At 61.4% G+C, this 23,747-nt stretch carries 23 protein-coding genes; 22 read left to right on the forward strand and 1 reads right to left on the reverse strand.

Annotated elements, in window-relative coordinates; all coding sequences use genetic code 11:
• Positions 1-2: 2 nt before the first annotated feature.
• Together GA0061101_RS05475 and GA0061101_RS05480 are read left to right on the forward strand one after the other, a co-directional pair.
• Positions 3-434 carry an EVE domain-containing protein gene (locus GA0061101_RS05475; RefSeq protein ID WP_037196822.1) on the forward strand — a complete coding sequence of 144 codons (432 nt, stop codon included), beginning with the start codon at positions 3-5 and terminating at the stop codon, positions 432-434.
• Between the two features lie 18 nt (positions 435-452).
• A complete protein-coding gene (locus GA0061101_RS05480) occupies positions 453-1,103 on the forward strand; it encodes a class I SAM-dependent methyltransferase (RefSeq protein WP_047553628.1) in 651 nt (216 codons plus the stop codon).
• A gap of 6 nt (positions 1,104-1,109) precedes the next feature.
• Here GA0061101_RS05480 and GA0061101_RS05485 read toward each other — a convergent pair whose 3' ends face one another.
• Positions 1,110-1,511, reverse strand: coding sequence for a hypothetical protein (locus GA0061101_RS05485; RefSeq protein ID WP_037196820.1), 402 nt, complete (start codon positions 1,509-1,511; stop codon positions 1,110-1,112).
• 303 nt (positions 1,512-1,814) lie between these two features.
• On the opposite strand from GA0061101_RS05485, the gene sdhC reads away from it, so the two are divergent.
• The 20 genes from sdhC to GA0061101_RS05585 all read left to right on the forward strand — a co-directional run bounded on the left by sdhC (position 1,815) and on the right by GA0061101_RS05585 (position 23,746).
• Entirely contained in the window at positions 1,815-2,213 is a 399-nt protein-coding gene (sdhC, locus tag GA0061101_RS05490) for a succinate dehydrogenase, cytochrome b556 subunit (protein ID WP_037196819.1), read from the forward strand.
• 65 nt (positions 2,214-2,278) lie between these two features.
• The gene (gene sdhD / locus GA0061101_RS05495; protein ID WP_037196818.1) at positions 2,279-2,659 is read left to right on the forward strand and encodes a succinate dehydrogenase, hydrophobic membrane anchor protein; all 381 of its coding nucleotides are present in this window, start codon (positions 2,279-2,281) and stop codon (positions 2,657-2,659) included.
• 7 nt (positions 2,660-2,666) lie between these two features.
• Entirely contained in the window at positions 2,667-4,508 is a 1,842-nt protein-coding gene (gene sdhA, locus GA0061101_RS05500; protein ID WP_037196817.1) for a succinate dehydrogenase flavoprotein subunit, read from the forward strand.
• A gap of 17 nt (positions 4,509-4,525) precedes the next feature.
• On the forward strand, positions 4,526-5,305 hold the full coding sequence (locus GA0061101_RS05505; RefSeq protein ID WP_092573194.1) for a succinate dehydrogenase iron-sulfur subunit: 780 nt from the start codon (positions 4,526-4,528) through the stop codon (positions 5,303-5,305).
• 48 nt (positions 5,306-5,353) lie between these two features.
• Positions 5,354-6,160 (forward strand): nucleotidyltransferase domain-containing protein, encoded by an 807-nt coding sequence (locus tag GA0061101_RS05510; protein ID WP_037196814.1) that lies wholly within the window; start codon positions 5,354-5,356, stop codon positions 6,158-6,160.
• A 145-nt stretch (positions 6,161-6,305) separates the two neighbouring features.
• Complete coding sequence (locus GA0061101_RS05515; RefSeq protein WP_047554363.1) at positions 6,306-6,827, forward strand: protease inhibitor Inh/omp19 family protein; 522 nt, start codon at positions 6,306-6,308, stop codon at positions 6,825-6,827.
• A gap of 60 nt (positions 6,828-6,887) precedes the next feature.
• On the forward strand, positions 6,888-8,051 hold the full coding sequence (zapE, locus tag GA0061101_RS05520) for a cell division protein ZapE (protein WP_092573195.1): 1,164 nt from the start codon (positions 6,888-6,890) through the stop codon (positions 8,049-8,051).
• A 180-nt stretch (positions 8,052-8,231) separates the two neighbouring features.
• A complete protein-coding gene (mdh, locus tag GA0061101_RS05525) occupies positions 8,232-9,194 on the forward strand; it encodes a malate dehydrogenase (RefSeq protein WP_037196811.1) in 963 nt (320 codons plus the stop codon).
• A gap of 27 nt (positions 9,195-9,221) precedes the next feature.
• Positions 9,222-10,415 (forward strand): ADP-forming succinate--CoA ligase subunit beta, encoded by a 1,194-nt coding sequence (sucC, locus tag GA0061101_RS05530; protein WP_037196810.1) that lies wholly within the window; start codon positions 9,222-9,224, stop codon positions 10,413-10,415.
• A gap of 5 nt (positions 10,416-10,420) precedes the next feature.
• Positions 10,421-10,912: a DUF1579 family protein gene (locus tag GA0061101_RS05535; protein ID WP_092573196.1), complete on the forward strand. Its 492-nt coding sequence runs from the start codon at positions 10,421-10,423 to the stop codon at positions 10,910-10,912.
• Positions 10,913-10,924: 12 nt separating this feature from the next.
• Complete coding sequence (gene sucD, locus GA0061101_RS05540) at positions 10,925-11,827, forward strand: succinate--CoA ligase subunit alpha (protein ID WP_037196807.1); 903 nt, start codon at positions 10,925-10,927, stop codon at positions 11,825-11,827.
• 176 nt (positions 11,828-12,003) lie between these two features.
• Positions 12,004-14,988, forward strand: coding sequence for a 2-oxoglutarate dehydrogenase E1 component (locus GA0061101_RS05545; RefSeq protein WP_037196805.1), 2,985 nt, complete (start codon positions 12,004-12,006; stop codon positions 14,986-14,988).
• 72 nt (positions 14,989-15,060) lie between these two features.
• On the forward strand, positions 15,061-15,381 hold the full coding sequence (locus GA0061101_RS05550) for a YciI family protein (protein ID WP_092573197.1): 321 nt from the start codon (positions 15,061-15,063) through the stop codon (positions 15,379-15,381).
• A gap of 31 nt (positions 15,382-15,412) precedes the next feature.
• Positions 15,413-16,642: a 2-oxoglutarate dehydrogenase complex dihydrolipoyllysine-residue succinyltransferase gene (gene odhB, locus GA0061101_RS05555; RefSeq protein WP_092573198.1), complete on the forward strand. Its 1,230-nt coding sequence runs from the start codon at positions 15,413-15,415 to the stop codon at positions 16,640-16,642.
• 14 nt (positions 16,643-16,656) lie between these two features.
• The gene (locus GA0061101_RS05560; RefSeq protein WP_092573199.1) at positions 16,657-17,406 is read left to right on the forward strand and encodes a DUF4241 domain-containing protein; all 750 of its coding nucleotides are present in this window, start codon (positions 16,657-16,659) and stop codon (positions 17,404-17,406) included.
• 20 nt (positions 17,407-17,426) lie between these two features.
• A complete protein-coding gene (locus GA0061101_RS05565) occupies positions 17,427-17,930 on the forward strand; it encodes a hypothetical protein (protein WP_092573260.1) in 504 nt (167 codons plus the stop codon).
• Positions 17,927-18,682, forward strand: a complete 756-nt coding sequence (locus GA0061101_RS05570) for an SDR family oxidoreductase (protein WP_037196798.1) — start codon at positions 17,927-17,929, stop codon at positions 18,680-18,682. Before GA0061101_RS05565 ends, GA0061101_RS05570 begins: the two co-directional genes overlap by 4 nt.
• A 17-nt stretch (positions 18,683-18,699) precedes the next feature.
• Positions 18,700-19,338 (forward strand): LysE family translocator, encoded by a 639-nt coding sequence (locus GA0061101_RS05575; RefSeq protein WP_037196796.1) that lies wholly within the window; start codon positions 18,700-18,702, stop codon positions 19,336-19,338.
• A gap of 28 nt (positions 19,339-19,366) precedes the next feature.
• Complete coding sequence (gene lpdA / locus GA0061101_RS05580; protein WP_092573200.1) at positions 19,367-20,773, forward strand: dihydrolipoyl dehydrogenase; 1,407 nt, start codon at positions 19,367-19,369, stop codon at positions 20,771-20,773.
• A gap of 114 nt (positions 20,774-20,887) precedes the next feature.
• The gene (locus GA0061101_RS05585; protein ID WP_208864990.1) at positions 20,888-23,746 is read left to right on the forward strand and encodes a M16 family metallopeptidase; all 2,859 of its coding nucleotides are present in this window, start codon (positions 20,888-20,890) and stop codon (positions 23,744-23,746) included.
• Position 23,747: the final 1 nt, after the last annotated feature.

Consider the following 23,747-nt stretch of genomic DNA (forward strand, 5'->3'; position numbering starts at 1 on the left):
GCATGGCGCATTGGCTCTATAAATCCGAGCCGTCTTCCTGGTCGTGGCAGCAGCAGAAGGCGGCTGGCGAAAAGGGGACCGAATGGACCGGCGTGCGCAACTATCTCGCCCGCAACAACATGCGGGCGATGCAGATCGGCGACAAGGGTTTCTTCTACCATTCCAATGATGGGTTGGAGATCGTCGGTATCGTCGAGGTTTGCGCGCTGGCGCATCCGGATTCGACCGCCAAGGACGACCCGCGCTGGGAATGTGTCGATATCCGCGCCGTCCGCGATATGCCGAAGTTTGTTTCCTTGAAGGACATCAAGGCCAACCCGAAGCTGTCGCAGATGGCGCTCGTCACCTCCATGCGGCTTTCGGTCCAGCCGGTAACCGACGAAGAATGGCTCGAAGTTTGCCGCATGGGCGAACTTGACAATCCTCCCGTCTGATCCCGGTTCGAGGAATCGTTGAAAACCGATCCGGAAAGCTTCATCCGCGCCAATACCAGCCTCATGGCGCCGCCGCATGTGCCGGAGGTCCGGCTGCATCTGGCAAGCGAAGCACATGAACTCTGGCTGAAGACAGAAGAGGAGTTGGAAGAGATCGGCCTGCCGCCGCCCTTCTGGGCCTTTGCCTGGGCGGGCGGGCAAGGATTGGCACGCTACATTCTCGACCATCCTGAAATGGTTGCCGGCCGGACGGTGCTGGATTTCGCCAGCGGCTCCGGGCTTGTGGCGATCGCGGCGAAGCGCGCCGGCGCCCGCCATGTGCTGGCGGTCGATATCGATCCATGGGCCGGTACCGCGTTACGACTGAATGCGGTCGAAAACAGTGTCGATCTCGACTTCGCCGGCGATAATATCATCGGCCGTGCGGTGGATGCCGACGTCATACTTGCTGGTGACGTCTTTTACGATCACGATTTTGCCGGGAGCCTGGTTCCCTGGCTGCGGCAATTGGCAGGTGAGGGGAAGCTGGTTTTGGTCGGTGATCCCGGCAGGGCCTATCTTCCCAAGGATCGCCTGGAAGAGCAGGCGACCTATCAGGTGCCGGTAACGCGGGCGCTGGAGGACAGCGAGATCAAGAAGACTACTGTCTGGCGGTTTCTTGCCGGCTGAAGACCGTCAGGGCCTGATCACGCAGACGCCGGCTTCGTACGAGCAGGGATTGTCGGCATAACGTACGTTGATGACCTTGGCGCGCGGCCTTGGCTGCATCGCGGCAGGGCGGGCATAGGGGTTGTAGCCGCCATAGCCGACGACATAGGTGCCACCATTCGCCTGATAGACATCGGCCGTACCGGCATAGGTGCCGGTGTCTGCGGCTTCGCGTGGTTCCATGAGAATGATTCTGGCCGGCTGCTGCTGCCCGAAACCCTGCGGCGCCGATGTCTGGTTCAGGCGCACGAGGCCCGAATGGTCGCGGTGATGCCAGTGACGGTAATCGCCTGCCAGCACCGCGCTTGACGAAAATGCGGCTGTTGCCGCCAAAACGAGCGCTGATGCCCTGAAAAGATGCAAGCTCATGATTCGCCCCCGTTTGGGTCGGTTAATGAAATCTTAACGGCAGATTGCCCCAAGACCGGCGCGAAGTCCACGTCAGGGTTGAGGAAATGGTAAATGAGGTCGAATGGGGAGCGCGTCCTTGCATACTCGCTAAAGTGCAAAGCGATCCCAATCGATTAAATTCGGTGCAGGCATCAATTGTGCTTGTCGATAGGCGTCCGGGTGATTAATGGTCGCAATGATGCAACGCACACAGCATGTCTCTGCGCGCGCGTTGTCCCGGATATCCGGGTTTTAAGCGTATCGTAACGCCGCGAGGTTCTGATGGCGAACGTCACACAAAACCGGCCCCTGTCGCCGCATCTGCAAATCTACAAACCCATTCCCACCATGGTCATGTCGATCGTTCACCGCATCACCGGCGGCGCGCTCTACTTCGGCACGGTGCTGGTTGCCTGGTGGCTGATCGCCGCGGCGACCGGCCAGGGCTATTTCGATCTGGTCAACTGGATCCTGGGCACGATCATCGGCCGGATCATCCTGTTCGGCTATACATGGGCGCTGCTGCATCACATGATCGGCGGCCTGCGCCATTTCGTCTGGGATCTCGGTTACGGTTTCGATCCTGCCGTCTCGACCAGGATGGCCAAGGTCACGCTTATCGCGTCGATCTGTTTGACCGTGCTGGTCTGGATCATCGGCATCGTCATCAGGCTGGGTTGATTGGTGTGATCGTTTCCGAAAACCGCTCGATGATTTTCGGGATCATGCTTTAGAGGATATTTCTCATGGATATGCGCACCCCTTTGGGTAAAGTCCGCGGTCTCGGTTCCGCCAAGGAAGGCACAGATCATTTCTGGCGTCAGCGCCTGACCGCCGTCGCCAACGTTCCGCTCTTCATTTTCTTCGTCATTTTCCTGCTGATCTATGCCGGCGCGCCTTACGCGGAAGTCGTGCATGCGCTGTCGAACCCGCTCGTCGCCGTCATCATGGGGCTCATGGTGATCTCCGGCGTCATTCACATGAAGCTCGGCATGCAGGTCATCATCGAGGATTATGTCCACGGCGAATTCGGCAAGATCGTCCTTCTCATGCTCAACACATTCTTCGCGATTTTCGTGGCGGGGCTCTGTCTTTTCGCCATTCTGAAGATCGCGTTCGTAGGATAATTGTATCATGGCACCGACCTCACCCGCTCAGAATGGCAAAGCCTACAAATATGTCGATCACTCCTATGACGTGATCGTCGTCGGCGCCGGCGGTGCCGGCCTGCGCGCTACGCTCGGCATGGCCGAGCAGGGCTTCCGCACCGCCTGCATCACCAAGGTCTTCCCGACCCGCTCGCATACGGTCGCAGCCCAGGGCGGCATCGCCGCCTCGCTGCAGAACATGACGCCGGACAGCTGGCAGTGGCACCTCTACGATACCGTCAAGGGTTCGGACTGGCTCGGCGACGTCGACGCCATGCAATATATGGTCATGGAAGCGCCGAAGGCCGTGTACGAGCTCGAGCATTACGGCGTGCCCTTCTCGCGCAATGAGGAAGGCAAGATCTATCAGCGCCCGTTCGGCGGCCACATGCAGAATTTCGGCGATGGACCGCCGGTGCAGCGCACCTGCGCTGCCGCCGACCGCACCGGCCACGCCATCCTGCATACGCTCTACGGCCAGTCGCTGCGCAACAATGCCGAATTCTTCATCGAATATTTCGCGCTCGATCTCATCATGTCGGATGACGGCAGCCGCTGCACTGGTGTCGTCGCCTGGTGTCTCGACGACGGCACGATCCATCGCTTCGCCGCCAAGATGGTGGTGCTGGCGACCGGCGGCTACGGCCGCGCCTATTTCTCGGCAACGTCGGCCCATACCTGCACCGGCGATGGCGGCGGCATGGTGGCCCGCGCCGGTCTGCCGCTGCAGGACATGGAATTCGTGCAGTTCCACCCGACCGGCATCTATGGTTCGGGATGTCTGATCACCGAAGGCGCGCGCGGCGAAGGCGGCTATCTCGTCAATTCCGAGGGCGAGCGCTTCATGGAACGCTATGCTCCTTCGGCAAAGGACCTTGCCTCGCGCGACGTGGTTTCACGCTGCATGACGCTGGAAATCCGCGAGGGTCGCGGCGTCGGCAAGAACAAGGACCATATCTTCCTGCATCTCGACCATCTCGATCCGGCCGTGCTGCACGAACGCCTGCCTGGCATTTCCGAGAGCGCGCGCATTTTCGCTGGCGTCGATGTGACCCGCGAGCCGATCCCGGTGCTGCCGACCGTCCACTACAACATGGGCGGCATTCCCACCAATTATTGGGGCGAAGTGCTGAATGCCGACAGCAACAATCCCGAGCGCATTCTGCCGGGCCTGATGGCCGTCGGTGAGGCCGGTTGCGCCTCGGTGCACGGCGCCAACCGTCTCGGCTCCAACTCGCTGATCGACCTTGTGGTCTTCGGCCGTGCCGCAGCCATCCGCGCCGGTCAGGTCATCGACCGCGTCGGCCCGGTTCCGCCTGTTAACGTTGCCGCCTGCGACAAGATCATGGAACGCTTCGACAGTCTGCGCCACGCCAGCGGCAGCACGCCGACGGCGGCGCTGCGCGAGAGAATGCAGCGCGCCATGCAGGAAGACGCCGCGGTGTTCCGCACGCAGGAATCGCTGGAGTCCGGCTGCCGCCGCATTTCGGAGATCTGGAAGGAACTGTCCGACATCAAGGTCACGGACCGTTCGCTGATCTGGAATTCCGATCTCGTCGAGACGCTGGAACTGCACAATCTGATGTCCAATGCCATCACGACGATCTACGGCGCCGAGGCCCGCAAGGAAAGCCGCGGCTCGCACGCTCGCGAGGACTACACCGAGGGCAAGTTCGGCGGCCGTGACGACGAGAACTGGCGCAAGCATACGCTTGCCTGGGTCAACGAGGCCGGCGATGTGAAGCTCGACTATCGTCCCGTCCATACTGACCTGATCGCCGAAGGCATCGATCCGCACAAGATCGAGCCCAAGGCACGCGTGTACTGATCTGAGAGGAACTGACCATGGTTGAACTCGCTCTCCCCAAGAACTCTCAGATGCGCGAAGGCAAGGTCTGGCCGAAGCCGGTCGGCGCCGCGAATACGCGCGAATTCCGCGTTTATCGCTGGAGCCCGGACGACGGCCAGAATCCGAGCATCGATACCTATTACATCGATATCGACGATTGCGGCCCGATGGTGCTCGACGGTCTGCTCTACATCAAGAACAAGATCGACCCGACGCTGACGCTGCGCCGCTCCTGTCGCGAGGGCATCTGCGGCTCCTGCGCGATGAATATCGACGGCACCAACACGCTCGCCTGCACCAAGGGTCTGGACGAGATCAAGGGTACCGTGAAGATCTATCCGCTGCCGCATCTGCCCGTCGTGAAGGATCTTGTGCCGGATCTGACGAATTTCTATGCCCAGCATCGTTCGATCGAACCCTGGCTGAAGACGGTATCGCCCCCGCCGGCCAAGGAATGGAAGCAGAGCCACGAAGACCGCCTGAAACTCGACGGCCTTTACGAATGCATCCTGTGCGCCTGCTGCTCGACCTCCTGTCCGAGCTATTGGTGGAACGGCGACCGCTATCTCGGTCCTGCCGTCCTGCTGCAGGCCTATCGCTGGCTGATCGACTCCAGAGACGAGGCCAAGGGCGAACGTCTCGACAATCTCGAAGATCCATTCCGCCTATATCGCTGCCATACGATCATGAACTGCGCCCAGACTTGCCCGAAGGGTCTGAACCCGGCCAAGGCAATCGCCGAAATCAAGAAGATGATGGTCGAACGGCGGGTTTGACCGTCGACCATCATTCGCCAATTCGGCGGCGATGAGGATTATGTTCGCATGACGATAGAAGGCTTTGCGCCAGAGGCCGTGGCCGAAATTCGGTTGCGGCTTGCTTCGGTCAAGGCCGAGGGCATCCGCATCGGTCTTGCCATCGAAAGCGGCAGCCGCGCCTGGGGCTTTCCCTCGCCCGATAGCGATTATGATTGCCGCTTCGTCTATATCAGGCAGGAGCGGGATCATCTGACTTTGTTCCCGCATCGGGACGTCATCGAGTTTCCAATCGTTGACGATATCGATACCGGTGGGTGGGATCTGCGCAAGGCGCTGCTTTTGGCACTGAAGGGCAATGCCGTTCTTGTCGAATGGCTGAAATCACCGATCGTCTATGAGGAAGAGCCCGGCTTTCGAGATCGCCTCGGCGCGCTGCTGGATGCGATCATGGTGCCGGAGAAGGTCGCTCAGCACTATGTCGGCTTAATGAAACGGCATCAGCCAGACGATGGAGCCGAGCCTGTTCGCTTGAAGAAGCTGCTCTATTCCATTCGTCCGGCGATAGCGCTCGAATGGATGCGTCAGACGGATTTTGCCAAATTGCCGCCAATGAACATGCTCGAATGTCTCGCAGACATCGACATAGCCAAGGATATTCGGGCAACAATTCTGCAATTGGTGGCGGTCAAGAAAGAGACGCGCGAAATGGGAGAGGGCGTCCCGCCACTGCCCCTCACGCAATTTCTGACGGCCTCGCTCGCACGCTATTCTGACTTCTCAGGCCGGTTTCGCGAAGATCGAGCGCGCGACAAAAGCATGCAGGAATTTGCCGATCGCTTCTATCTGGAAGAGGTTCGCCGGGTTAGGCCTTGAAACCACCCGATTCTTGTCCAGCTATGGCCGACGGCAATTTGTGGCGGTATCGACTTGATTAACCAAAGTGAAATACGATAATTCCCACGTCATTGAGCATTACTTTGCAAATGTCAGCGGTGGACAATTAATTAGGAGTGTGATGATGCAGTTCAGATATGCAGTGACGGCTGCTGCGATAGGTCTGTCGCTTGCCGGTTGCCAGCGCACAGCATACAACGATAACTATTCGGCCCCGCCATTGCAGGCACAGCCTGTCCCCTCCGTTCAGTCAAGTCAGCTTCCCCCTGTGAACGGCGCCAATGGTTCGCAGTTTCCAGCAGCGCCGACGAACGCGCCGAGCGGTGGCAACCCGCAGCAACAGCAGGCGATGGCCGCTTCCGCCATGGACGTCACCAAGGAATCGATGGTCGGCAGCTGGAAGGTCAGCAACGGCGGATCGAGCTGCGACATGTTCCTGACGCTCACCAACCTCGGCAGCGGCTCGCGTGGCGGCACGCGTGGCTGCTCGGGCGAGCTCACCGCAATGGGATCCTGGGAAGTCTCCGGCAAACAGGTTCTCTTGAAGAACCGCGATGGCAGCACGATCGGAACGCTCTACAAGACGGCCGACGCGCGCTTTGATGGCTCGACCGCTTCCGGTCAGCCTCTCAGCCTCAGCCGATAAGCTTCTCCGATAGGGCCGCGCCTCGGGCGTGTTCCCTTTTGCACAGGCGGGTATTTCCCCATGCAGCCCATGCCCGACTATTCCCACAGCGTCTGCGAGCAGTTGAAGGCGCTGACGGTCTCCGGATCGCTTCAGGTAGATTCGGCGCAGATGAATGTGGCGAAACTGCTGGATCGGGTGCTTGCCGATCTGAAGCGGAAGCGGCCCGCCAGCAAGTCGAGCGCGCTCGGCTGGATGTTTGCCACGCGCAAGAAGTCGGTCGAGACCGTCAAGGGGCTCTATATCCACGGCAGCGTCGGGCGCGGCAAGACGATGTTGATGGATATGTTCTTCGCCATGGCGCCCTGCCAGAAGAAGCGCCGCGCGCATTTTTTCGAGTTCATGACCGATGTGCACAATCGCATCGCGGCGCAGCGGCTGAAGTTCAAGAACGGCGAGACCAAGCAGGCAGACCCCATACCGCCGGTTGCCGCAGATCTCTACGCCGAGGCCGAACTGCTCTGCTTCGATGAATTCACCGTCACCGACATCGCCGATGCGATGATCCTGTCGCGGCTGTTTTCCGAGCTGTTCTCGCTCGGATGCGTGCTGATCGCCACATCGAACGTCGAACCGGACAATCTCTATCGCGATGGGCTCAATCGTGGCCTGTTTCTGCCCTTCATCGATCTCTTGAAGCGCCATGTCGATGTCGTGACACTGGATTCGCCGACCGACTACCGCATGGAGAAGCTGAACAGCCAGCCTGTTTATCTGACCCCGATCGATGACCGCACCGATATGGCGATGGATGCATCCTGGATGCAGGCGCTGCATGGACGCAAGGCGCAGCCGACGGAGATCCCCAGGAAGGGGCGCTCCATCCATGTGCCGCTGGCGGTCGATCGCATGGCGCGCTTCTCCTTCGCCGATCTTTGCGAGGCGCCGCTCGGCCCCGCAGATTTTCTCGCCATAGCGGAGCGCTTCGACACGATCTTCCTCGATCGCGTGCCGAAGCTCGGGCCGGAAAAGCGCAATCAGACGAAACGTTTTATCATTCTGATCGATACGCTCTACGATCATGCCATCCGGCTTTATGTTTCCGCGGCTGCGATGCCGGAGGATCTTCTGGTGGAAAAGCGCGGGACCGAAGGCTTCGAATTCGACCGCACGACATCCCGGCTTTTCGAGATGCGCAGCGCAGACTATCTGGCGCAGACTCGGGCAAAACGCGCGGCCGAGTAACAATTCGGTGACAGAGTGACTTACGTTTACGTAAGAATTTTACGATCTAACCGATTGAAATTGCTGCTCTCAAAATAATCAATTGCCAATTTGCACCTTTGGGTCTATGCGATTGGCGGCTATTGTGGATGCCTCGCTCGGCGTCCCGCCACGGATTTTGATCGCAAAGGATACACCGAAATGGCGCGCAACAAGATCGCACTTATTGGTTCTGGCATGATTGGTGGCACGCTGGCGCATCTCGCCGGCTTGAAGGAACTGGGCGACATCGTCCTGTTCGACATCGCGGACGGCATTCCCCAGGGCAAGGGTCTCGACATCGCCCAGTCTTCGCCGGTCGAAGGCTTCGACGCCAACCTGACCGGCGCCAGCGACTACTCCGCGATCGAAGGTGCTGACGTCTGCATCGTCACCGCCGGTGTCGCCCGCAAGCCGGGCATGAGCCGCGACGATCTTCTCGGCATCAACCTCAAGGTCATGGAGCAGGTCGGCGCCGGCATCAAGAAGTATGCCCCGAATGCCTTCGTGATCTGCATCACCAATCCGCTCGACGCCATGGTCTGGGCGCTGCAGAAGTTTTCCGGCCTGCCGGCCAACAAGGTCGTCGGCATGGCCGGCGTGCTCGACAGCTCGCGCTTCCGCCTGTTCCTCGCCAAGGAATTCAACGTATCGGTCGAAGACGTCACCGCTTTCGTTCTCGGCGGCCATGGCGATTCGATGGTTCCGCTTGCCCGCTACTCCACCGTTGCCGGCATTCCGCTGACGGACCTCGTCACCATGGGCTGGCTCACCGCTGAGCGCCTGGAAGAAATCATCCAGCGCACCCGTGACGGCGGCGCCGAGATCGTCGGTCTGCTGAAGACCGGCTCGGCCTATTACGCTCCGGCCGCCTCCGCCATCGCAATGGCCGAATCCTACCTCAAGGACAAGAAGCGCGTCCTGCCCAGCGCTGCCCATCTCAATGGTCAGTATGGCGTCAAGGACATGTATGTCGGCGTTCCCACCGTCATCGGCGCCGGCGGCGTCGAGCGCATCATCGAGATCGACCTGAACAAGGCCGAGAAGGAAGCCTTCGACAAGTCGGTCGCGTCCGTCGCCGGCCTTTGCGAAGCCTGCATCGCCATCGCGCCGTCGCTGAAGTAATTTCCGCGCTATAACAGGGATAAGTCCATGAACATTCATGAATATCAGGCCAAGGCTCTGCTGAAGAGCTATGGCGCACCCGTCGCGGACGGCGTTGCCATCTTCTCCGCCGACGAAGCCGCTGCTGCCGCCAAGCAGCTTCCAGGCCCGCTTTACGTCGTCAAGAGCCAGATCCATGCCGGCGGCCGCGGCAAGGGCAAGTTCAAGGAGCTCGGCCCGGACGCCAAGGGCGGCGTTCGCCTCGCCAAGTCTGTCGAGGACGTCGTTGCCAATTCCAAGGAAATGCTCGGCCACACGCTGGTAACCAAGCAGACCGGCCCGGCCGGCAAGCAGGTCAACCGTCTCTACATCGAAGACGGCGCCGATATCGATCGCGAACTCTATCTCTCGATCCTGGTTGACCGCTCGGTCGGTCAGGTCGCTTTCGTCGTATCGACCGAAGGCGGCATGGACATCGAGACCGTCGCGCACGATACGCCGGAAAAGATCATCACCGTTGCCATCGATCCGTCGACGGGCGTCACAGCTGACAATTCGGCTGCCATTTCCGACGCGCTGAAGCTCGAAGGGGCTGCCCGCGAGGACGGTGCCAAGCTGTTCCCGATCCTCTACAAGGCCTTCGTCGAAAAGGACATGGCGCTGCTGGAAGTCAACCCGCTGATCGTCATGACCAACGGCCGCCTGCGCGTCCTCGACGCCAAGGTCTCCTTCGATGGCAACGCACTCTTCCGTCATGAAGACATCCGCGCGCTGCGCGACACGTCTGAAGAAGACGAGAAGGAAATCCAGGCCCACGAATACGACCTCGCCTATGTCGCTCTCGATGGCAACATCGGCTGCATGGTCAACGGCGCCGGTCTCGCAATGGCGACCATGGACATCATCAAGCTCTACGGCGCAGAGCCGGCGAACTTCCTCGATGTCGGCGGCGGCGCCAGCAAGGAAAAGGTTACGGCCGCCTTCAAGATCATCACTGCCGATCCGGCCGTCCAGGGCATTCTGGTCAACATCTTCGGCGGCATCATGAAGTGCGACGTCATTGCCGAAGGCGTGCTCGCAGCCGTCAAGGAAGTCGGTCTGAAGGTTCCGCTCGTCGTGCGCCTCGAAGGCACCAATGTCGAGCTCGGCAAGAAGATCATCAACGAATCCGGTCTCAACGTCATCTCCGCCGATGACCTGGACGATGCCGCCCAGAAGATCGTCAAGGCAGTCAAGGGCTGATCGGGATGGCTGCCTCCTTCGCTCCAACGGCCGCTCATCTTCGCCTTGGTGCCTTTGCCGGCACCTGGGAAGGGGAAGAGCGTGTCGCGGCTTCGGCCTGGACGAAGGAAGGCACGGCAACCGCGCGGCTCACGGCCGAGTGTCTGTTCGGCGGGTTCTTCGTCGAGCAGCGCTACGTGCAGACGCGGGACGGCGATACCTCTTTCGAATCCCGGAACATTCTCGGCTTCGACGGTGCGGATCAGGCTTACAAGCTCTATCAGTTCGACAGCTTGGGCTTCGCGCCCGCCTCGCCGGCCTCCGGCGAGTGGGCCGAGGATAGGCTTGTCCTGACGAAAGTCTCGCCGCGCGGTGCGCAGCGCACTCTATTCCAGTTCGAAAATGAAGACTGCTACCGAATGGGCGTCACTTTCTCGCCCGCCGGCAGCGATACATGGCAGGAGGTCGTCAGCGGTGTCTATCGTCGCGTTGCCTCCGCGTCTTCCAACCTCTCGTAGCAAAGGCCTCGCATGTCTATTCTCATCAACAAAGACACCAAGGTTCTGGTTCAGGGCCTGACCGGCAAGACCGGCACCTTCCACACCGAGCAGGCGCTTGCCTATCACGGCACGAAAATGGTCGGCGGTATCCACCCCTCCAAGGGTGGCGAAACCTGGACCGGCAAGGACGGCGAAAAGCTGCCGATCTTCAAGTCGGTCGCCGAAGGCAAGGAAGCGACCGGCGCCAACGCTTCGGTCATCTACGTGCCACCGGCGGGTGCCGCAGCCGCGATCCTCGAAGCGATCGAAGCCGAGGTCCCGCTCATCGTCTGCATCACGGAAGGCATTCCGGTCGCCGACATGGTCAAGGTCAAGGCTCGCCTTCTCAAGTCGAAGTCGCGCCTGATCGGACCGAACTGCCCCGGCGTGCTCACCCCGAACGAATGCAAGATCGGCATCATGCCGGGATCCATCTTCAAGAAGGGCTCGGTCGGCGTTCTCTCGCGTTCGGGTACGCTGACCTATGAAGCCGTATTCCAGACCACCAATGAAGGTCTCGGCCAGACGACCGCCGTCGGCATCGGCGGCGATCCGGTCAAGGGCACCGAATTCATCGACATTCTGGAAATGTTCCTCGCCGACGACGAAACCAAGTCGATCATCATGATCGGCGAAATCGGCGGTTCGGCGGAAGAAGACGCGGCACAGTTCCTCAAGGACGAAGCCAAGAAGGGCCGCAAGAAGCCGATGGTCGGCTTCATCGCCGGCCGCACGGCACCTCCCGGCCGCACCATGGGCCATGCTGGCGCCGTGATCTCCGGCGGCAAGGGCGGCGCGGAAGACAAGATCGCAGCGATGGAAGCGGCGGGCATCCGCGTGTCGCCGTCGCCGGCGCGTCTCGGCAAGACGCTGGTGGAAGTCCTGAAGGGCTGATCTTACCTATAGCAAGACCCGGACGGGGAGCGGCAGCCGCATATCCCGTCCGGCCTTCCAATTTTTGGAAACAGATGTGCGGCCCAATGGGCCGTGGACGAAATACGGTCGCCGGATGTCCATAAGCCGGCAATGCAAACAAGTCGGGAGGCGGACGAGGCTGTCCGCATATCACCATGGCAAGGCAAGAAGCCAACGAGCAATTTCAGATCACCTCGTTCCTGGATGGCGCGAATGCTGCCTATATCGAGCAGCTTTATGCGCGCTACGAGGACGACGCATCGTCGGTTTCCGACGAGTGGCGGTCATTCTTCAAGGCGCTGGAAGACAGTCCTGACGACGTGAAGAGGGCGGCCAAGGGCGCCTCCTGGCAGCGCAAGAACTGGCCGATCCCGGCAAAGGGCGACCTGGTTTCCGCGCTCGACGGCGATTGGGGCATTGTCGAGAAGGTTATCGAGACCAAGATCAAGGCCAAGGCGGAAACCGCCGGCGCGCCGGCCGATACCGCCGACGTCCTGCAGGCGACGCGCGATTCCGTCCGCGCCATCATGATGATCCGCGCCTACCGCATGCGCGGTCACCTGCACGCCAAGCTCGATCCGCTCGGCATCGCCGCTGCGGTCGAGGACTACAAGGAGCTGTCGCCGGAAGCCTACGGCTTTACCGAGGCCGACCTCGATCGCAAGATCTTCATCGATAACGTGCTTGGCCTCGAATATGCGACCATTCGCGAGATGATCGAGATCCTCGAGCGCACCTACTGCTCGACGCTCGGCGTCGAATTCATGCACATCTCCAATCCGGAAGAGAAGGCCTGGATCCAGGAGCGCATCGAGGGCGTCGATAAGGGTATTGCTTTCAATCCCGAGCGCAAGAAGGCGATCCTGCAGAAGGTGATCGAAGCCGAAGGCTACGAGCAGTTTCTCGATGTCAAGTTCAAGGGCACGAAGCGCTTCGGTCTCGACGGCGGCGAATCGCTGATCCCGGCACTGGAGCAGATCCTGAAGAGCGGCAGTCAGCTCGGCCTCAGGGAGGCTCTGTTCGGCATGGCCCATCGCGGCCGCCTGAACGTGCTTTCTCAGGTCATGGGCAAACCGCACCGGGCGATTTTCCACGAGTTCAAGGGCGGCTCCTACGCGCCGGATGAAGTCGAAGGCTCCGGTGACGTCAAGTACCATCTGGGCGCGTCCTCCGACCGCGATTTCGATGGCGCCAAGGTGCACGTTTCGCTGACGGCCAATCCGTCGCATCTGGAAATCGTCAATCCGGTCGTCATGGGCAAGGCCCGCGCCAAGCAGGATATGGGCGCCACCCAATGGGATGGCGACATCATTCCGCTGTCCGAACGCGCCAAGGTCGTGCCGCTGCTGATCCACGGTGACGCGGCTTTCGCCGGCCAGGGCGTGGTTGCCGAAATTCTCGGCCTGTCCGGCCTGCGCGGTCATCGCGTTGCCGGCACGATGCACGTCATCATCAACAACCAGATCGGTTTCACCACCAATCCGGCCTTCTCGCGCTCGTCGCCCTATCCGTCCGACGTCGCAAAGATGATCGAAGCGCCGATCTTCCATGTCAACGGCGACGATCCGGAAGCCGTTGTCTATGCGGCCAAGATCGCCACCGAATTCCGCATGAAGTTCCATAAGCCTGTCGTCCTCGACCTGTTCTGCTACCGCCGCTACGGCCACAACGAAGGCGATGAGCCGTCCTTCACGCAGCCGAAGATGTACAAGGTCATCCGCGCCCACAAGACGGTTCTGCAGCTCTATTCCGAGCGGCTGGTCGCCGAAGGTGTGCTGACCGAGGGCGAAGTCGAAAAGATGAAGGCTGATTGGCGCGCCCATCTCGAGCAGGAGTTCGAGGCCGGCCAGCACTACAAGCCGAACAAGGCCGACTGGCTGGACGGTGAATGGTCGGGCCTGCATGCGGCTGACAATGCCGACGAGCAGCGCCGCGGCAAGACCGCCGTGCCGATGAAGACGCTGAAGGAGATCGGCCGCAAGCTGTCGGAAATTCCGGCCGGCTTCCACGCGCACCGCACCATTCAACGCTTCATGGAAAACCGCGCCAACATGGTGCAAACAGGCGAAGGCATCGATTGGGCGATGGCGGAAGCGCTCGCTTTCGGCTCGCTTGTTGTCGAGGGCCACAAGATCCGTCTGTCCGGCCAGGATTGCGAACGCGGCACATTTTCGCAGCGTCACTCGGTTCTCTACGATCAGGAAACCGAAGAGCGCTACATCCCGCTCGCCAATCTGTCGCCGACCCAGGCCCGCTATGAAGTCATCAACTCGATGCTTTCGGAAGAGGCTGTTCTCGGTTTCGAATACGGCTATTCGCTGGCCCGCCCGAACGCATTGACGCTCTGGGAAGCCCAGTTTGGCGACTTCGCCAACGGCGCGCAGGTCGTTTTCGACCAGTTCATCTCGTCGGGCGAACGCAAGTGGCTGCGCATGTCCGGCCTCGTCTGCCTGCTGCCGCATGGCTATGAGGGTCAGGGTCCGGAACATTCCTCGGCCCGCCTCGAGCGCTATCTGCAGCTCTGCGCTGAAGACAACATGCAGGTCGCCAACGTCACAACGCCGGCAAACTACTTCCATATCCTGCGCCGCCAGTTGAAGCGTGACTTCCGCAAGCCGCTGATCCTGATGACGCCGAAGTCGTTGCTGCGTCATAAGCGCGCCGTGTCGAGCCTGGCGGAAATGGCGGGGGAAACCTCCTTCCATCGTCTGCTCTGGGACGATGCGGAAGTGATCAAGGACGGCCCGATCAAGCTGCAGAAGGACAACAAGATCCGTCGCGTCGTCATCTGCTCGGGCAAGGTCTATTACGATCTTCTGGAAGAGCGTGAGAAGCGCGGCATCGACGATATCTACCTGCTGCGCATCGAACAGCTCTACCCGTTCCCGGCCAAGGCGCTCATCAACGAGCTCAGCCGCTTCCGCAATGCGGAGATGGTCTGGTGCCAGGAAGAGCCGAAGAACATGGGCGCGTGGTCCTTCATCGATCCCTACCTGGAATGGGTGCTCGCCCATATCGATGCCAAGTACCAGCGCGTTCGCTACACCGGCCGTCCGGCCGCCGCCTCTCCGGCGACGGGCCTGATGTCCAAGCATCTGACGCAGCTTGCGGCGTTCCTTGAGGATGCGCTTGGCGGTTGAAGCATGATCCAGAAAAGTGCGAAGCGGTTTTCTGACAAGGTCATCGAGCAAAGACGATAGGGAGGTGGGACGATGGCTTATTTTCATATGAAACTCGTGCCGCCGCGTCCCAGCTTTCCACATGACGCCACTGGGGAGGAGATGGCGGCCATGCAGCAACATGCCGCCTATTGGCACGGGCATGCGCAAACCGGGGTGGCCATTGTCGTCGGCCCGGTCTTCGCTGCCGCCGGTGCCTTTGGCATGGCGATCATCGAGACAGAAGATGCCGACACCGCGAAGGCGCTCTGCGATGCTGATCCCGTCCTTCTTGCAGGACTCGGCTTCCGCACCGAAATCTCGCCGATGCCATCGATCATTCTCCGGCCGCCTGCTGCCGGATCATCTACTTAACGTATAACGACGAAAAATCAGGATCTGAACAATGGCCACTGAAATCCGCGTTCCTACCCTCGGCGAGTCCGTCAGCGAGGCGACCGTCGGCACCTGGTTCAAGAAGGTCGGCGATGCCATCAAGGCCGATGAGCCGATTCTCGAGCTTGAAACCGACAAGGTGACGATCGAAGTTCCAGCACCTGCGGCTGGCACGCTGTCCGAAATCGTTGCCCAGGCCGGGGAGACCGTAGGCCTCGGCGCGCTGCTCGGCCAGATCAGTGCCGGCAACGGTGCCGCCGCCGCTCCGGCTCAGGCTGCCGCTCCGGCTGCTCCTGCCGCTGCCGCGCCGGTTGCTGCAGCAACCGTTTCCGCTTCGGCTTCCGCCATGCCGCCGGCTCCGGCCGCCGCCAAGCTGCTCGCCGAGAACAATATCTCCGCCGATCAGGTCGATGGCAGCGGCAAGCGCGGTCAGGTCCTGAAGGGCGATGCCATCGCCGCCATCGCCAAGGCTTCCTCGGCGCCTGCCGCCGCGCCGGCTGCTCCGGTCGCCGCGCGTGCGCCGACCGCCGTCGAGGACGTCAGCCGCGAAGAGCGCGTCAAGATGACCCGCCTGCGCCAGACGATCGCCCGCCGCCTCAAGGATGCGCAGAACACCGCCGCCATGCTCACCACCTACAATGAGGTGGACATGAAGGCGGTCATGGACCTGCGCAACAAGTACAAGGACATCTTCGAGAAGAAGCATGGCGTGAAGCTCGGCTTCATGGGCTTCTTCACCAAGGCCGTCACGCACGCCCTGAAGGAACTGCCGGCCGTCAACGCCGAGATCGACGGCACCGACATCATCTACAAGAACTACTGCCATGTCGGCATGGCTGTCGGTACCGACAAGGGCCTCGTCGTTCCTGTCATTCGCGATGCCGACCAGATGTCGATCGCCGAGGTCGAGAAGGAGCTTGGCCGTCTGGCAAAAGCTGCCCGTGACGGCACGCTGTCGATGGCTGACATGCAGGGCGGCACCTTCACCATCACCAACGGCGGCGTCTATGGTTCGCTGATGTCCTCACCGATCCTGAACGCGCCGCAGTCGGGCATTCTCGGCATGCACAAGATCCAGGAACGTCCGGTCGTCATCGGCGGTCAGGTCGTCATCCGTCCGATGATGTATCTGGCGCTCTCCTACGATCACCGCATGGTCGACGGCAAGGAAGCCGTGACCTTCCTCGTGCGCGTCAAGGAAAGCCTGGAAGATCCGGAACGCCTGGTTCTCGATCTCTAAGGGAGCGTTGGATCATGTCGACATGGCCCATGCGGACGCTGCGCGGATTGTTGTGCGCCGTCGCCGCATGGGTGCCATCATCCGCCGGCGCGGATGAGTTCGACGTTTCCAAGCTCAGCAGCAACCTCGATCTGGCGTCGCTCAGCGACGCCGATCTTGCTGCACGATCGATCACCGTCCTTCGCATCGGTAATGTCGAACTGACGTCCGGCCGCATCGTTGCCAGCGATCCGCTGGTCGGACCGGGCCGTCCGGCGCTGGTCAGGACCGTGCCTCCGGGCGATTATCCAGTGACGCTCTATGAAGCCTTCGGCCGCATCGCCGCCGGCAGCATTCGGTTTGCCGAGGGCAAGCCGGTGCGCTGGGAGCTGGCGCTCATTCCGGGCCAGGATATCAATGCGTTGAAGGGTGAGGAGTTCTTCGGCTATCCGGTGGATGCTGGCCTCGGCTGCTATATGGATGCCGATACCTATGCTCTCATTCAGGAGCGGGAAAAGCAGGTCCGGGCCGAGAAGTCGTCCTCGGATATCAACTACTATGACGATGTCCTGGCGCCCGAGCTCGAGGCGAACAAGGACAAATATGCCATGCACCGGCCGGTGGCCGGCGAGCGTGGTAATGTCGCCATCTTCTGGAGCGGCTGGGGCGATGGCTTCTATCCGGTCTTCTGGGGCCTCGATGCCGGCGGGCGGCCGCTGGTTCTGTTCACCGACTTCGGCGTGACGGAGAACGCCGATGGCCGGCGCGAACCGGGAGGGGAATGACGATGTTGACTAACCGCATGATGACGCGGCTGGCTCCGGTGCGCTGGGCGATGATGGCCTTTGCTGTTAATCCGGCACTGGCTCTGGCAGGCGAATGCGTGCAGGAAAAGGCCGTCTACGGCGATATGGATGACGCCTATGAGCTGCGCTTCGAGCCCATGGGGTCGGAATCATCCGTCAGCAACAAGTTCAAGCTTGCCGTGCGCAACACCAACGTCGTGGCCGATGGCGTTGTCACGCGCACCGACGATCAAAAGCGCGCCGATGGCAGGATCATGTTCGAGTGCCCGGAAGGTGATGTGACCGGGGCCGATCTGAGGGCCTGCACCGTCTGGCAGGGCATGGTCTATGCCTCGGACCTGAAGGGCCATATCAGCGCGCTTCCGACCGAGGGCGAGAGTGCGGCGGAACGGCTTTTCCTGCCGGCGCTCGGACCCTCGATCCAGAAGTCTTCTCTTTGGGGCGAGGGCAAGGCAACCGTTGCGCCCTGGGACGTCCTCAGCCTGAAAGGATGCTATCAATGAGCGAGAGTGCACCCGTTCTTCTCGTAACCGGCGGCAGCCGCGGCATCGGCGCGGCTGTTTCAGTGGCCGCTGCTCAGCATGGCTGGGCGGTGGCGGTCAACTACGCGTCCAACAAGGAGGCGGCCGAGGCTGTGGTGGCGACGATCCGCGAGGCCGGGGGCGAGGCGATCGCAATCGCCGGCGATGTCGGCAAGCCCGAGGACATCAAATCCATCTTTGCCACGATCGACGCGCATTTCGGCCACCTCGATGGCCTCGTCAACAATGCCGGCATCGTTGGTGTGATCCAGCGCCTCGACGAAATGACGCCTGAGCGGATCGACCGCATGTTCCGCGTCAATGTCACCGGCTCGATGCTCGTCGCGGCGGAAGCGGTGCGCCGCATGTCGACTCGGCACGGCGGCAAGGGCGGCGTGATCGTCAACGTTTCTTCTCTGGCCGCCACGCTCGGCGGCGGCGGGCAATATGTCGATTATGCCGCTTCCAAGGGGGCGATCGATACCTTCACGGTCGGTCTGGCGCGCGAGGTGGCGGCCGAAGGCATCCGCGTCAACGCCGTCCGGCCCGGCATCATCGATACGGATATCCACGCCGCCGCCGGCCTGCCGGACCGGGCTCGCGACATCGCTCCGCAATTGCCGATGAAGCGTGCCGGAACGGCCGACGAGGTGGCCGACTCCATCCTCTATCTCCTGGGGCCTCACGCATCCTATATAACGGGTGCCTTGCTCGACGTGAGCGGTGGCCGTTAAGCGGAAGGGTGGCTTTCATGCAATATATTCTCGAATTCCTCGGCCTGATGGCGGTGTTCTCAATCTTCATCGTCATTCCCGGCGCCGATTTTGCCGTCATCCTGCGACAGAGCATCGTGCATGGCCGCCGCGCCGCCATGATGACCGGGCTCGGCATGGGCTTCTCGCTGCTCTTCCACATCAGCTACACCATCCTCGGCCTCGGCCTGATCGTCTCGCAATCGCTTGTCCTGTTCAGCATGATCAAATGGGCCGGCGTTCTCTATCTCGTTTATCTCGGCCTCAAGTCGTTCCGCGATCCGGGCTTCAAGGTGGCGGAAATCGAGATCACCGATGCCGACCGCAAGCCGGTCTCCGCCTGGCGCTGCCTGGCGACGGGCTTCATCACCAATGCGCTCAACCCGAAGCCGGTGCTGTTTTTCCTGTCGCTGTTTTCGACGCTCGTGCATCACGACACGCCGGCGCTGATCCAGTTCAGCTACGGCATCGGCATGGCGGCGGCTCTGGTCGCCTGGTTTGCCGGCGTCTCCACCTTTTTCACCGTCAAGCCGGTTCGCGATCGCTTTATCGCGTCAGGCAAATGGTTCAACCGCATCACCGGAGCGGCGCTCGTCGGCTTCGGCATCCGCCTCGCCTTGGCGCGGGCGGCCGACTAACAGAGATAGAAAACAAGGAAATTAAACGATGTCCTACGATGTGATCATTATCGGAACCGGCCCGGGCGGCTATGTCTGCGCAGTCAAGGCGGCGCAGCTCGGCCTGAAGGTGGCGGTCGTCGAAAAGCGAGTGACCTTTGGCGGTACCTGCCTCAACATCGGCTGCATTCCCTCCAAGGCGCTGCTGCACGCTTCCGAAGTGTTCCATCAGGCCGGCCATGGCATGGACGCGCTCGGCGTCGAGGTTGCAACGCCGACGCTGAACCTTGGCAAGATGATGGCCCACAAGGACGCGACGGTTAAGTCGAATGTCGATGGCGTCGCCTTCCTCTTCAAGAAGAACAAGATCGATGCCTTCCAGGGCACCGGCAAGATCGTTTCCGCCGGCAAGGTTGCCGTGACGGCTGACGACGGCAAGGTGACGGAGATCGAGGGCAAGAACATCGTCATCGCCACCGGCTCCGACGTTGCCGGCATTCCGGGCGTGCCGCTCGAAATCGATGAGAAGATCATCATCTCCTCCACCGGCGGCATCGCGCTCGACAAGGTACCGGGCAAGATGATCGTCGTCGGCGGCGGCGTCATCGGCCTCGAGCTCGGCTCGGTGTGGTCGCGCCTCGGCGCCAAGGTTACCGTCGTCGAATATCTCGACACCATCCTCGGCGGCATGGACGGCGAAGTCTCCAAGCAGTTCCAGCGCATGCTGGCCAAGCAGGGCGTGGAATTCCATCTCGGCGCCAAGGTGGTCGGCGTCGAGAAGTCCGGCGGTGGCGCGAAGGTTACCTTCGAGCCGGTCAAGGGCGGCGACAAGGTCGTGCTCGACGCCGATGTCGTGCTGGTCGCGACTGGCCGCAAGCCCTATACGGCAGGCCTTGGCCTGGAAGAGGCCGGCGTCGTGCTCGACAATCGTGGCCGCGTCGAGATCGACGGCCACTTCAAGACCAACGTTGCCGGCATCTATGCCATCGGCGACGTGGTGAAGGGTCCGATGCTGGCGCACAAGGCGGAAGACGAGGGCGTGGCGCTCGCCGAGATCCTCGCCGGCCAGGCGGGCCATGTGAACTACGACGTCATCCCGAGCGTCGTCTACACCCAGCCGGAAGTCGCCTCCGTCGGCAAGACCGAGGAAGAGCTGAAGGCCGCGGGCATCGCCTACAAGGTCGGCAAGTTCCCGTTCTCCGCCAACGGCCGCGCCCGCGCCATGCTGGCGACCGATGGTTTCGTCAAGATCCTGGCCGACAAGGAAACGGACCGGGTTCTGGGCGGCCATATCGTCGGCTTCGGCGCCGGTGAGATGATCCACGAGATTACCGTGCTGATGGAATTCGGTGGGTCGTCGGAAGATCTCGGCCGCACCTGCCATGCGCATCCGACCATGTCGGAAGCCGTGAAGGAGGCAGCGCTTGCGACCTTTTTCAAGCCGATCCACATGTAAGAACGGCGTTTAAGCTCGGTCGAATACTGGGATTGCAATGGACATGCGATGATGCGATGAACGGGGCCTCTCGTGCATCGCATCATCGAAGCTCCCCCAATCACCGAAGCAAGCATGTCACGCCAAATCCCAGCTATTGCCGCATCCCTACAACTGTTCATTGTTGTCGTCTTCACGGTCCTAGTGACCGGTGTGCTCCCGGCTCATGCCGAAACGCCTGATGTCGGTTGGCCGCAAGCCGCCAGCGATCTGCCGGCGGAACCCGATCTCCGTTTCGGCACGCTGCCCAACGGTATGCGTTTCGCCATCATGCATAATGCGACGCCTGCGGGGCAGGTGGCGATCCGGTTTCGCATCGGCACCGGTTCGCTCCAGGAAAAAGACGATCAGCAGGGGCTGGCGCATTTTCTCGAACATATGGCGTTCAAGGGTTCGACCCACGTTCCCGAAGGCGAGATGACCCGAATCCTCCAGCGCCTCGGCCTGGCCTTCGGCGCGGATACGAACGCTTCGACCAGCTACAACGAAACCGTCTATGCGCTCGATCTGCCTGAGGCCGATGCCGAGACGGTTTCCACCGGCCTGATGCTGATGCGCGAGACGGCGAGCGAACTCACGCTGGACGCCGGCGCCTTCGACCGCGAGCGCGGCGTCATCCTCTCGGAGGAGAAGCTGCGCGATACGCCGCAATATCGGGGCGGAACCGGCTTCATGAACCTGCTGCTGCCCGGCCAGCGCGTGCTGCTGCGTCCGCCTATCGGCAAGACTGACATCATCAGCAACGCACCGGTCGATCTGGTGCGGGACTATTATCGCACCAATTATCGGCCGGAACGCGCCACGCTGATCGTGGTCGGCGATATCGATGCGGCGGCCCTCGAAGCCGACATCCGCAGCCGCTTCAGCAATTGGATGTCAAATACACCGGCGCCGGCGGAGCCCGATCTGGGCGCTCTTGAAAAACACGGGGAGCGCGTTGGAACCGTGGTTGTGCCGGGTGGCGCCACCTGCGTGCAGATCGCCTGGACGCGTCCCTATGATGGTTCGCAGGACACAGTTGCCAAGCGTCGTCAGCAGTTGATCGACGGGATAGGGCTGGCTGTTCTCAACCGGCGCATCTCCGTTCTGGCGCAACAGCCCAACCCGCCTTTCGTCAGCGCGCAGGCCGGTTCTCAGGATCTGTTGAAGTCCGCGCACGTCACGATGATTGCCGCCGATAGCGATCCCGACAAGTGGCAGGCGGCGCTTGCCGCCATCGATCAGGAGCAGCGCCGCATTGCCGAGTTCGGTGCTGCGCAAAGCGAGATCGATCGCGAAATTGCCGAATACCGGTCGACGCTGCAGGCGGCTACGGGCGGCGCTGCAACGCGCACGAGCCCGGACATTGCCGGATCTTTGGCCTGGAGTGTCGGCAAAGGCGTGGTCTTCACCTCGCCGGCGGAAGACCTCTCGCTCTTCGATGCTGCGATGAAAGGCTTGACAGCGGCCGAGGTCAACCAGAGTCTCCAGGCTGCCTTTGCGGGCAACGGTCCGCAACTGGTACTGCAGATCCCGCAAATGCCCGAGGGCGGTGTCGCGGCTGTTGAAAAGGCCTATGCGGACTCGCGCGCCGTGCCGGTTACTGCGCCGGAGCATACGACAGCGGCCGTCTGGGCGTATACCGATTTCGGGAAGGCCGGAGCCGTCGTCGAACAGCGAGTCGTCGATGATCTCGGCGTGACGATGGTACGCTTTGCCAACGGCGTCCGCCTGACCGTCAAGCCGACAAAGCTCCGCGGCGACGAAGTCCTGGTTCGTGCGAATATCGGTCGCGGTCGGCTCGATCTGCCGCATGACCGCCCGCTGCCAATATGGGCGGCGCCGACGGTGCCGCTGTCCGGCCTCAAAGCAATCAGCTACGATGACTTGCAGAAGGCGTTCGCCAGCAACGTCGTCGGCAGCGACTTTTCCATCCAGGATGGCTCCTTCAGATTCGAGGGGGCGACGCGGCCGAGCGACCTGGCGACGCAATTGCAGCTTCTGACGGCCTATGTCTCCGATCCGGCCTACCGTCCTGATGTCTTCAAGCGGGTGCAACAGGCCTATCTGAACAGTCTGACGCAGCTTCAGGCAACGCCAGGGACCGTGGTCGGCCGCGATCTTCCCGGGCTTTTGCATTCTAATGATCCGCGCTGGACTTTTCCGGACCGGACACAGTTGCTCGACACCAAGCCGGAAGATTTCGAGGCACTCTTGCGGCCGTTCCTTTCCAGGGGGCAGATCGAAGTCATCATCGCCGGCGATGTTCAGGTGGATGATGCGATCCGCATGACCGCACAGACCTTCGGTGCGCTGCCGGCCCGGCCCGATGCGCAGGAGCGGACCGACAGTAGCGCGCTTTTTCCGGCACCGACGCCGGAACCGGTCGTGCGGCTTCAGGACGGGCGAAGCGACAATGCCGGCGCGCTTGTTGCCATGCCGATCGGCGATTTTCTCTCCGATTTGCCGCGCGCCGTTGCCGCCAATGTTACAGGAGCGATCTTCCGGAATCGCCTGATCGATCAGTTCCGCATTGCCGAGGGCGCGACTTACAGCCCACAGGGCGACGTCGACCTGTCCAGATCGATCCCGGGCTATGGCTTTGCCTATGTCTACGTCGAGACAGTTCCGGCGAAGGTGGATCATTTCTTCGATCTGGTGGACAAGATCAGCGCCGATTTGCGGGATAGGGACGTTTCACCGGACGAACTCACGCGCGCCAAGGCTCCGATCGTGGAGGAGATAAAGCGTTCGCAGCAGACCAACGGCTATTGGCTGGAGAGCTTGCATGGTGCCCAGACGGATGCCCGGCGTCTCGAGCGGATTCGCGGCAGCATCAACGGCTACCAGTCCATAACAGCGCAGGATGTCCGGGCAATTGCGACAGTCTATCTGAAGCCGGAGACGTCCTGGCGTATGAAAATATTGCCGGCTAACGGATCGGCTGTGCGCTAGA

The sequence above is a fragment of the Martinezella lusitana genome, from assembly GCF_900094565.1.
Taxonomy (GTDB): Bacteria; Pseudomonadota; Alphaproteobacteria; order Rhizobiales; family Rhizobiaceae; genus Rhizobium; species Rhizobium lusitanum.

Excerpts from the sequence above, each read along its gene's own strand:
- GA0061101_RS05475 (WP_037196822.1), top strand. The coding sequence starts at position 3 with ATGGCGCATTGGCTCTATAAATCCGAGCCGTCTTCCTGGTCGTGGCAG.
- GA0061101_RS05485 (WP_037196820.1), bottom strand. The coding sequence starts at position 1,511 with ATGAGCTTGCATCTTTTCAGGGCATCAGCGCTCGTTTTGGCGGCAACA.
- sdhC (WP_037196819.1), top strand. The coding sequence starts at position 1,815 with ATGGCGAACGTCACACAAAACCGGCCCCTGTCGCCGCATCTGCAAATC.
- sdhD (WP_037196818.1), top strand. The coding sequence starts at position 2,279 with ATGGATATGCGCACCCCTTTGGGTAAAGTCCGCGGTCTCGGTTCCGCC.
- sdhA (WP_037196817.1), top strand. The coding sequence starts at position 2,667 with ATGGCACCGACCTCACCCGCTCAGAATGGCAAAGCCTACAAATATGTC.
- GA0061101_RS05505 (WP_092573194.1), top strand. The coding sequence starts at position 4,526 with ATGGTTGAACTCGCTCTCCCCAAGAACTCTCAGATGCGCGAAGGCAAG.
- GA0061101_RS05510 (WP_037196814.1), top strand. The coding sequence starts at position 5,354 with ATGACGATAGAAGGCTTTGCGCCAGAGGCCGTGGCCGAAATTCGGTTG.
- GA0061101_RS05515 (WP_047554363.1), top strand. The coding sequence starts at position 6,306 with ATGCAGTTCAGATATGCAGTGACGGCTGCTGCGATAGGTCTGTCGCTT.
- zapE (WP_092573195.1), top strand. The coding sequence starts at position 6,888 with ATGCAGCCCATGCCCGACTATTCCCACAGCGTCTGCGAGCAGTTGAAG.
- mdh (WP_037196811.1), top strand. The coding sequence starts at position 8,232 with ATGGCGCGCAACAAGATCGCACTTATTGGTTCTGGCATGATTGGTGGC.
- sucC (WP_037196810.1), top strand. The coding sequence starts at position 9,222 with ATGAACATTCATGAATATCAGGCCAAGGCTCTGCTGAAGAGCTATGGC.
- GA0061101_RS05535 (WP_092573196.1), top strand. The coding sequence starts at position 10,421 with ATGGCTGCCTCCTTCGCTCCAACGGCCGCTCATCTTCGCCTTGGTGCC.
- sucD (WP_037196807.1), top strand. The coding sequence starts at position 10,925 with ATGTCTATTCTCATCAACAAAGACACCAAGGTTCTGGTTCAGGGCCTG.
- GA0061101_RS05545 (WP_037196805.1), top strand. The coding sequence starts at position 12,004 with ATGGCAAGGCAAGAAGCCAACGAGCAATTTCAGATCACCTCGTTCCTG.
- GA0061101_RS05550 (WP_092573197.1), top strand. The coding sequence starts at position 15,061 with ATGGCTTATTTTCATATGAAACTCGTGCCGCCGCGTCCCAGCTTTCCA.
- odhB (WP_092573198.1), top strand. The coding sequence starts at position 15,413 with ATGGCCACTGAAATCCGCGTTCCTACCCTCGGCGAGTCCGTCAGCGAG.
- GA0061101_RS05560 (WP_092573199.1), top strand. The coding sequence starts at position 16,657 with ATGTCGACATGGCCCATGCGGACGCTGCGCGGATTGTTGTGCGCCGTC.
- GA0061101_RS05565 (WP_092573260.1), top strand. The coding sequence starts at position 17,427 with ATGACGCGGCTGGCTCCGGTGCGCTGGGCGATGATGGCCTTTGCTGTT.
- GA0061101_RS05570 (WP_037196798.1), top strand. The coding sequence starts at position 17,927 with ATGAGCGAGAGTGCACCCGTTCTTCTCGTAACCGGCGGCAGCCGCGGC.
- GA0061101_RS05575 (WP_037196796.1), top strand. The coding sequence starts at position 18,700 with ATGCAATATATTCTCGAATTCCTCGGCCTGATGGCGGTGTTCTCAATC.
- lpdA (WP_092573200.1), top strand. The coding sequence starts at position 19,367 with ATGTCCTACGATGTGATCATTATCGGAACCGGCCCGGGCGGCTATGTC.
- GA0061101_RS05585 (WP_208864990.1), top strand. The coding sequence starts at position 20,888 with ATGTCACGCCAAATCCCAGCTATTGCCGCATCCCTACAACTGTTCATT.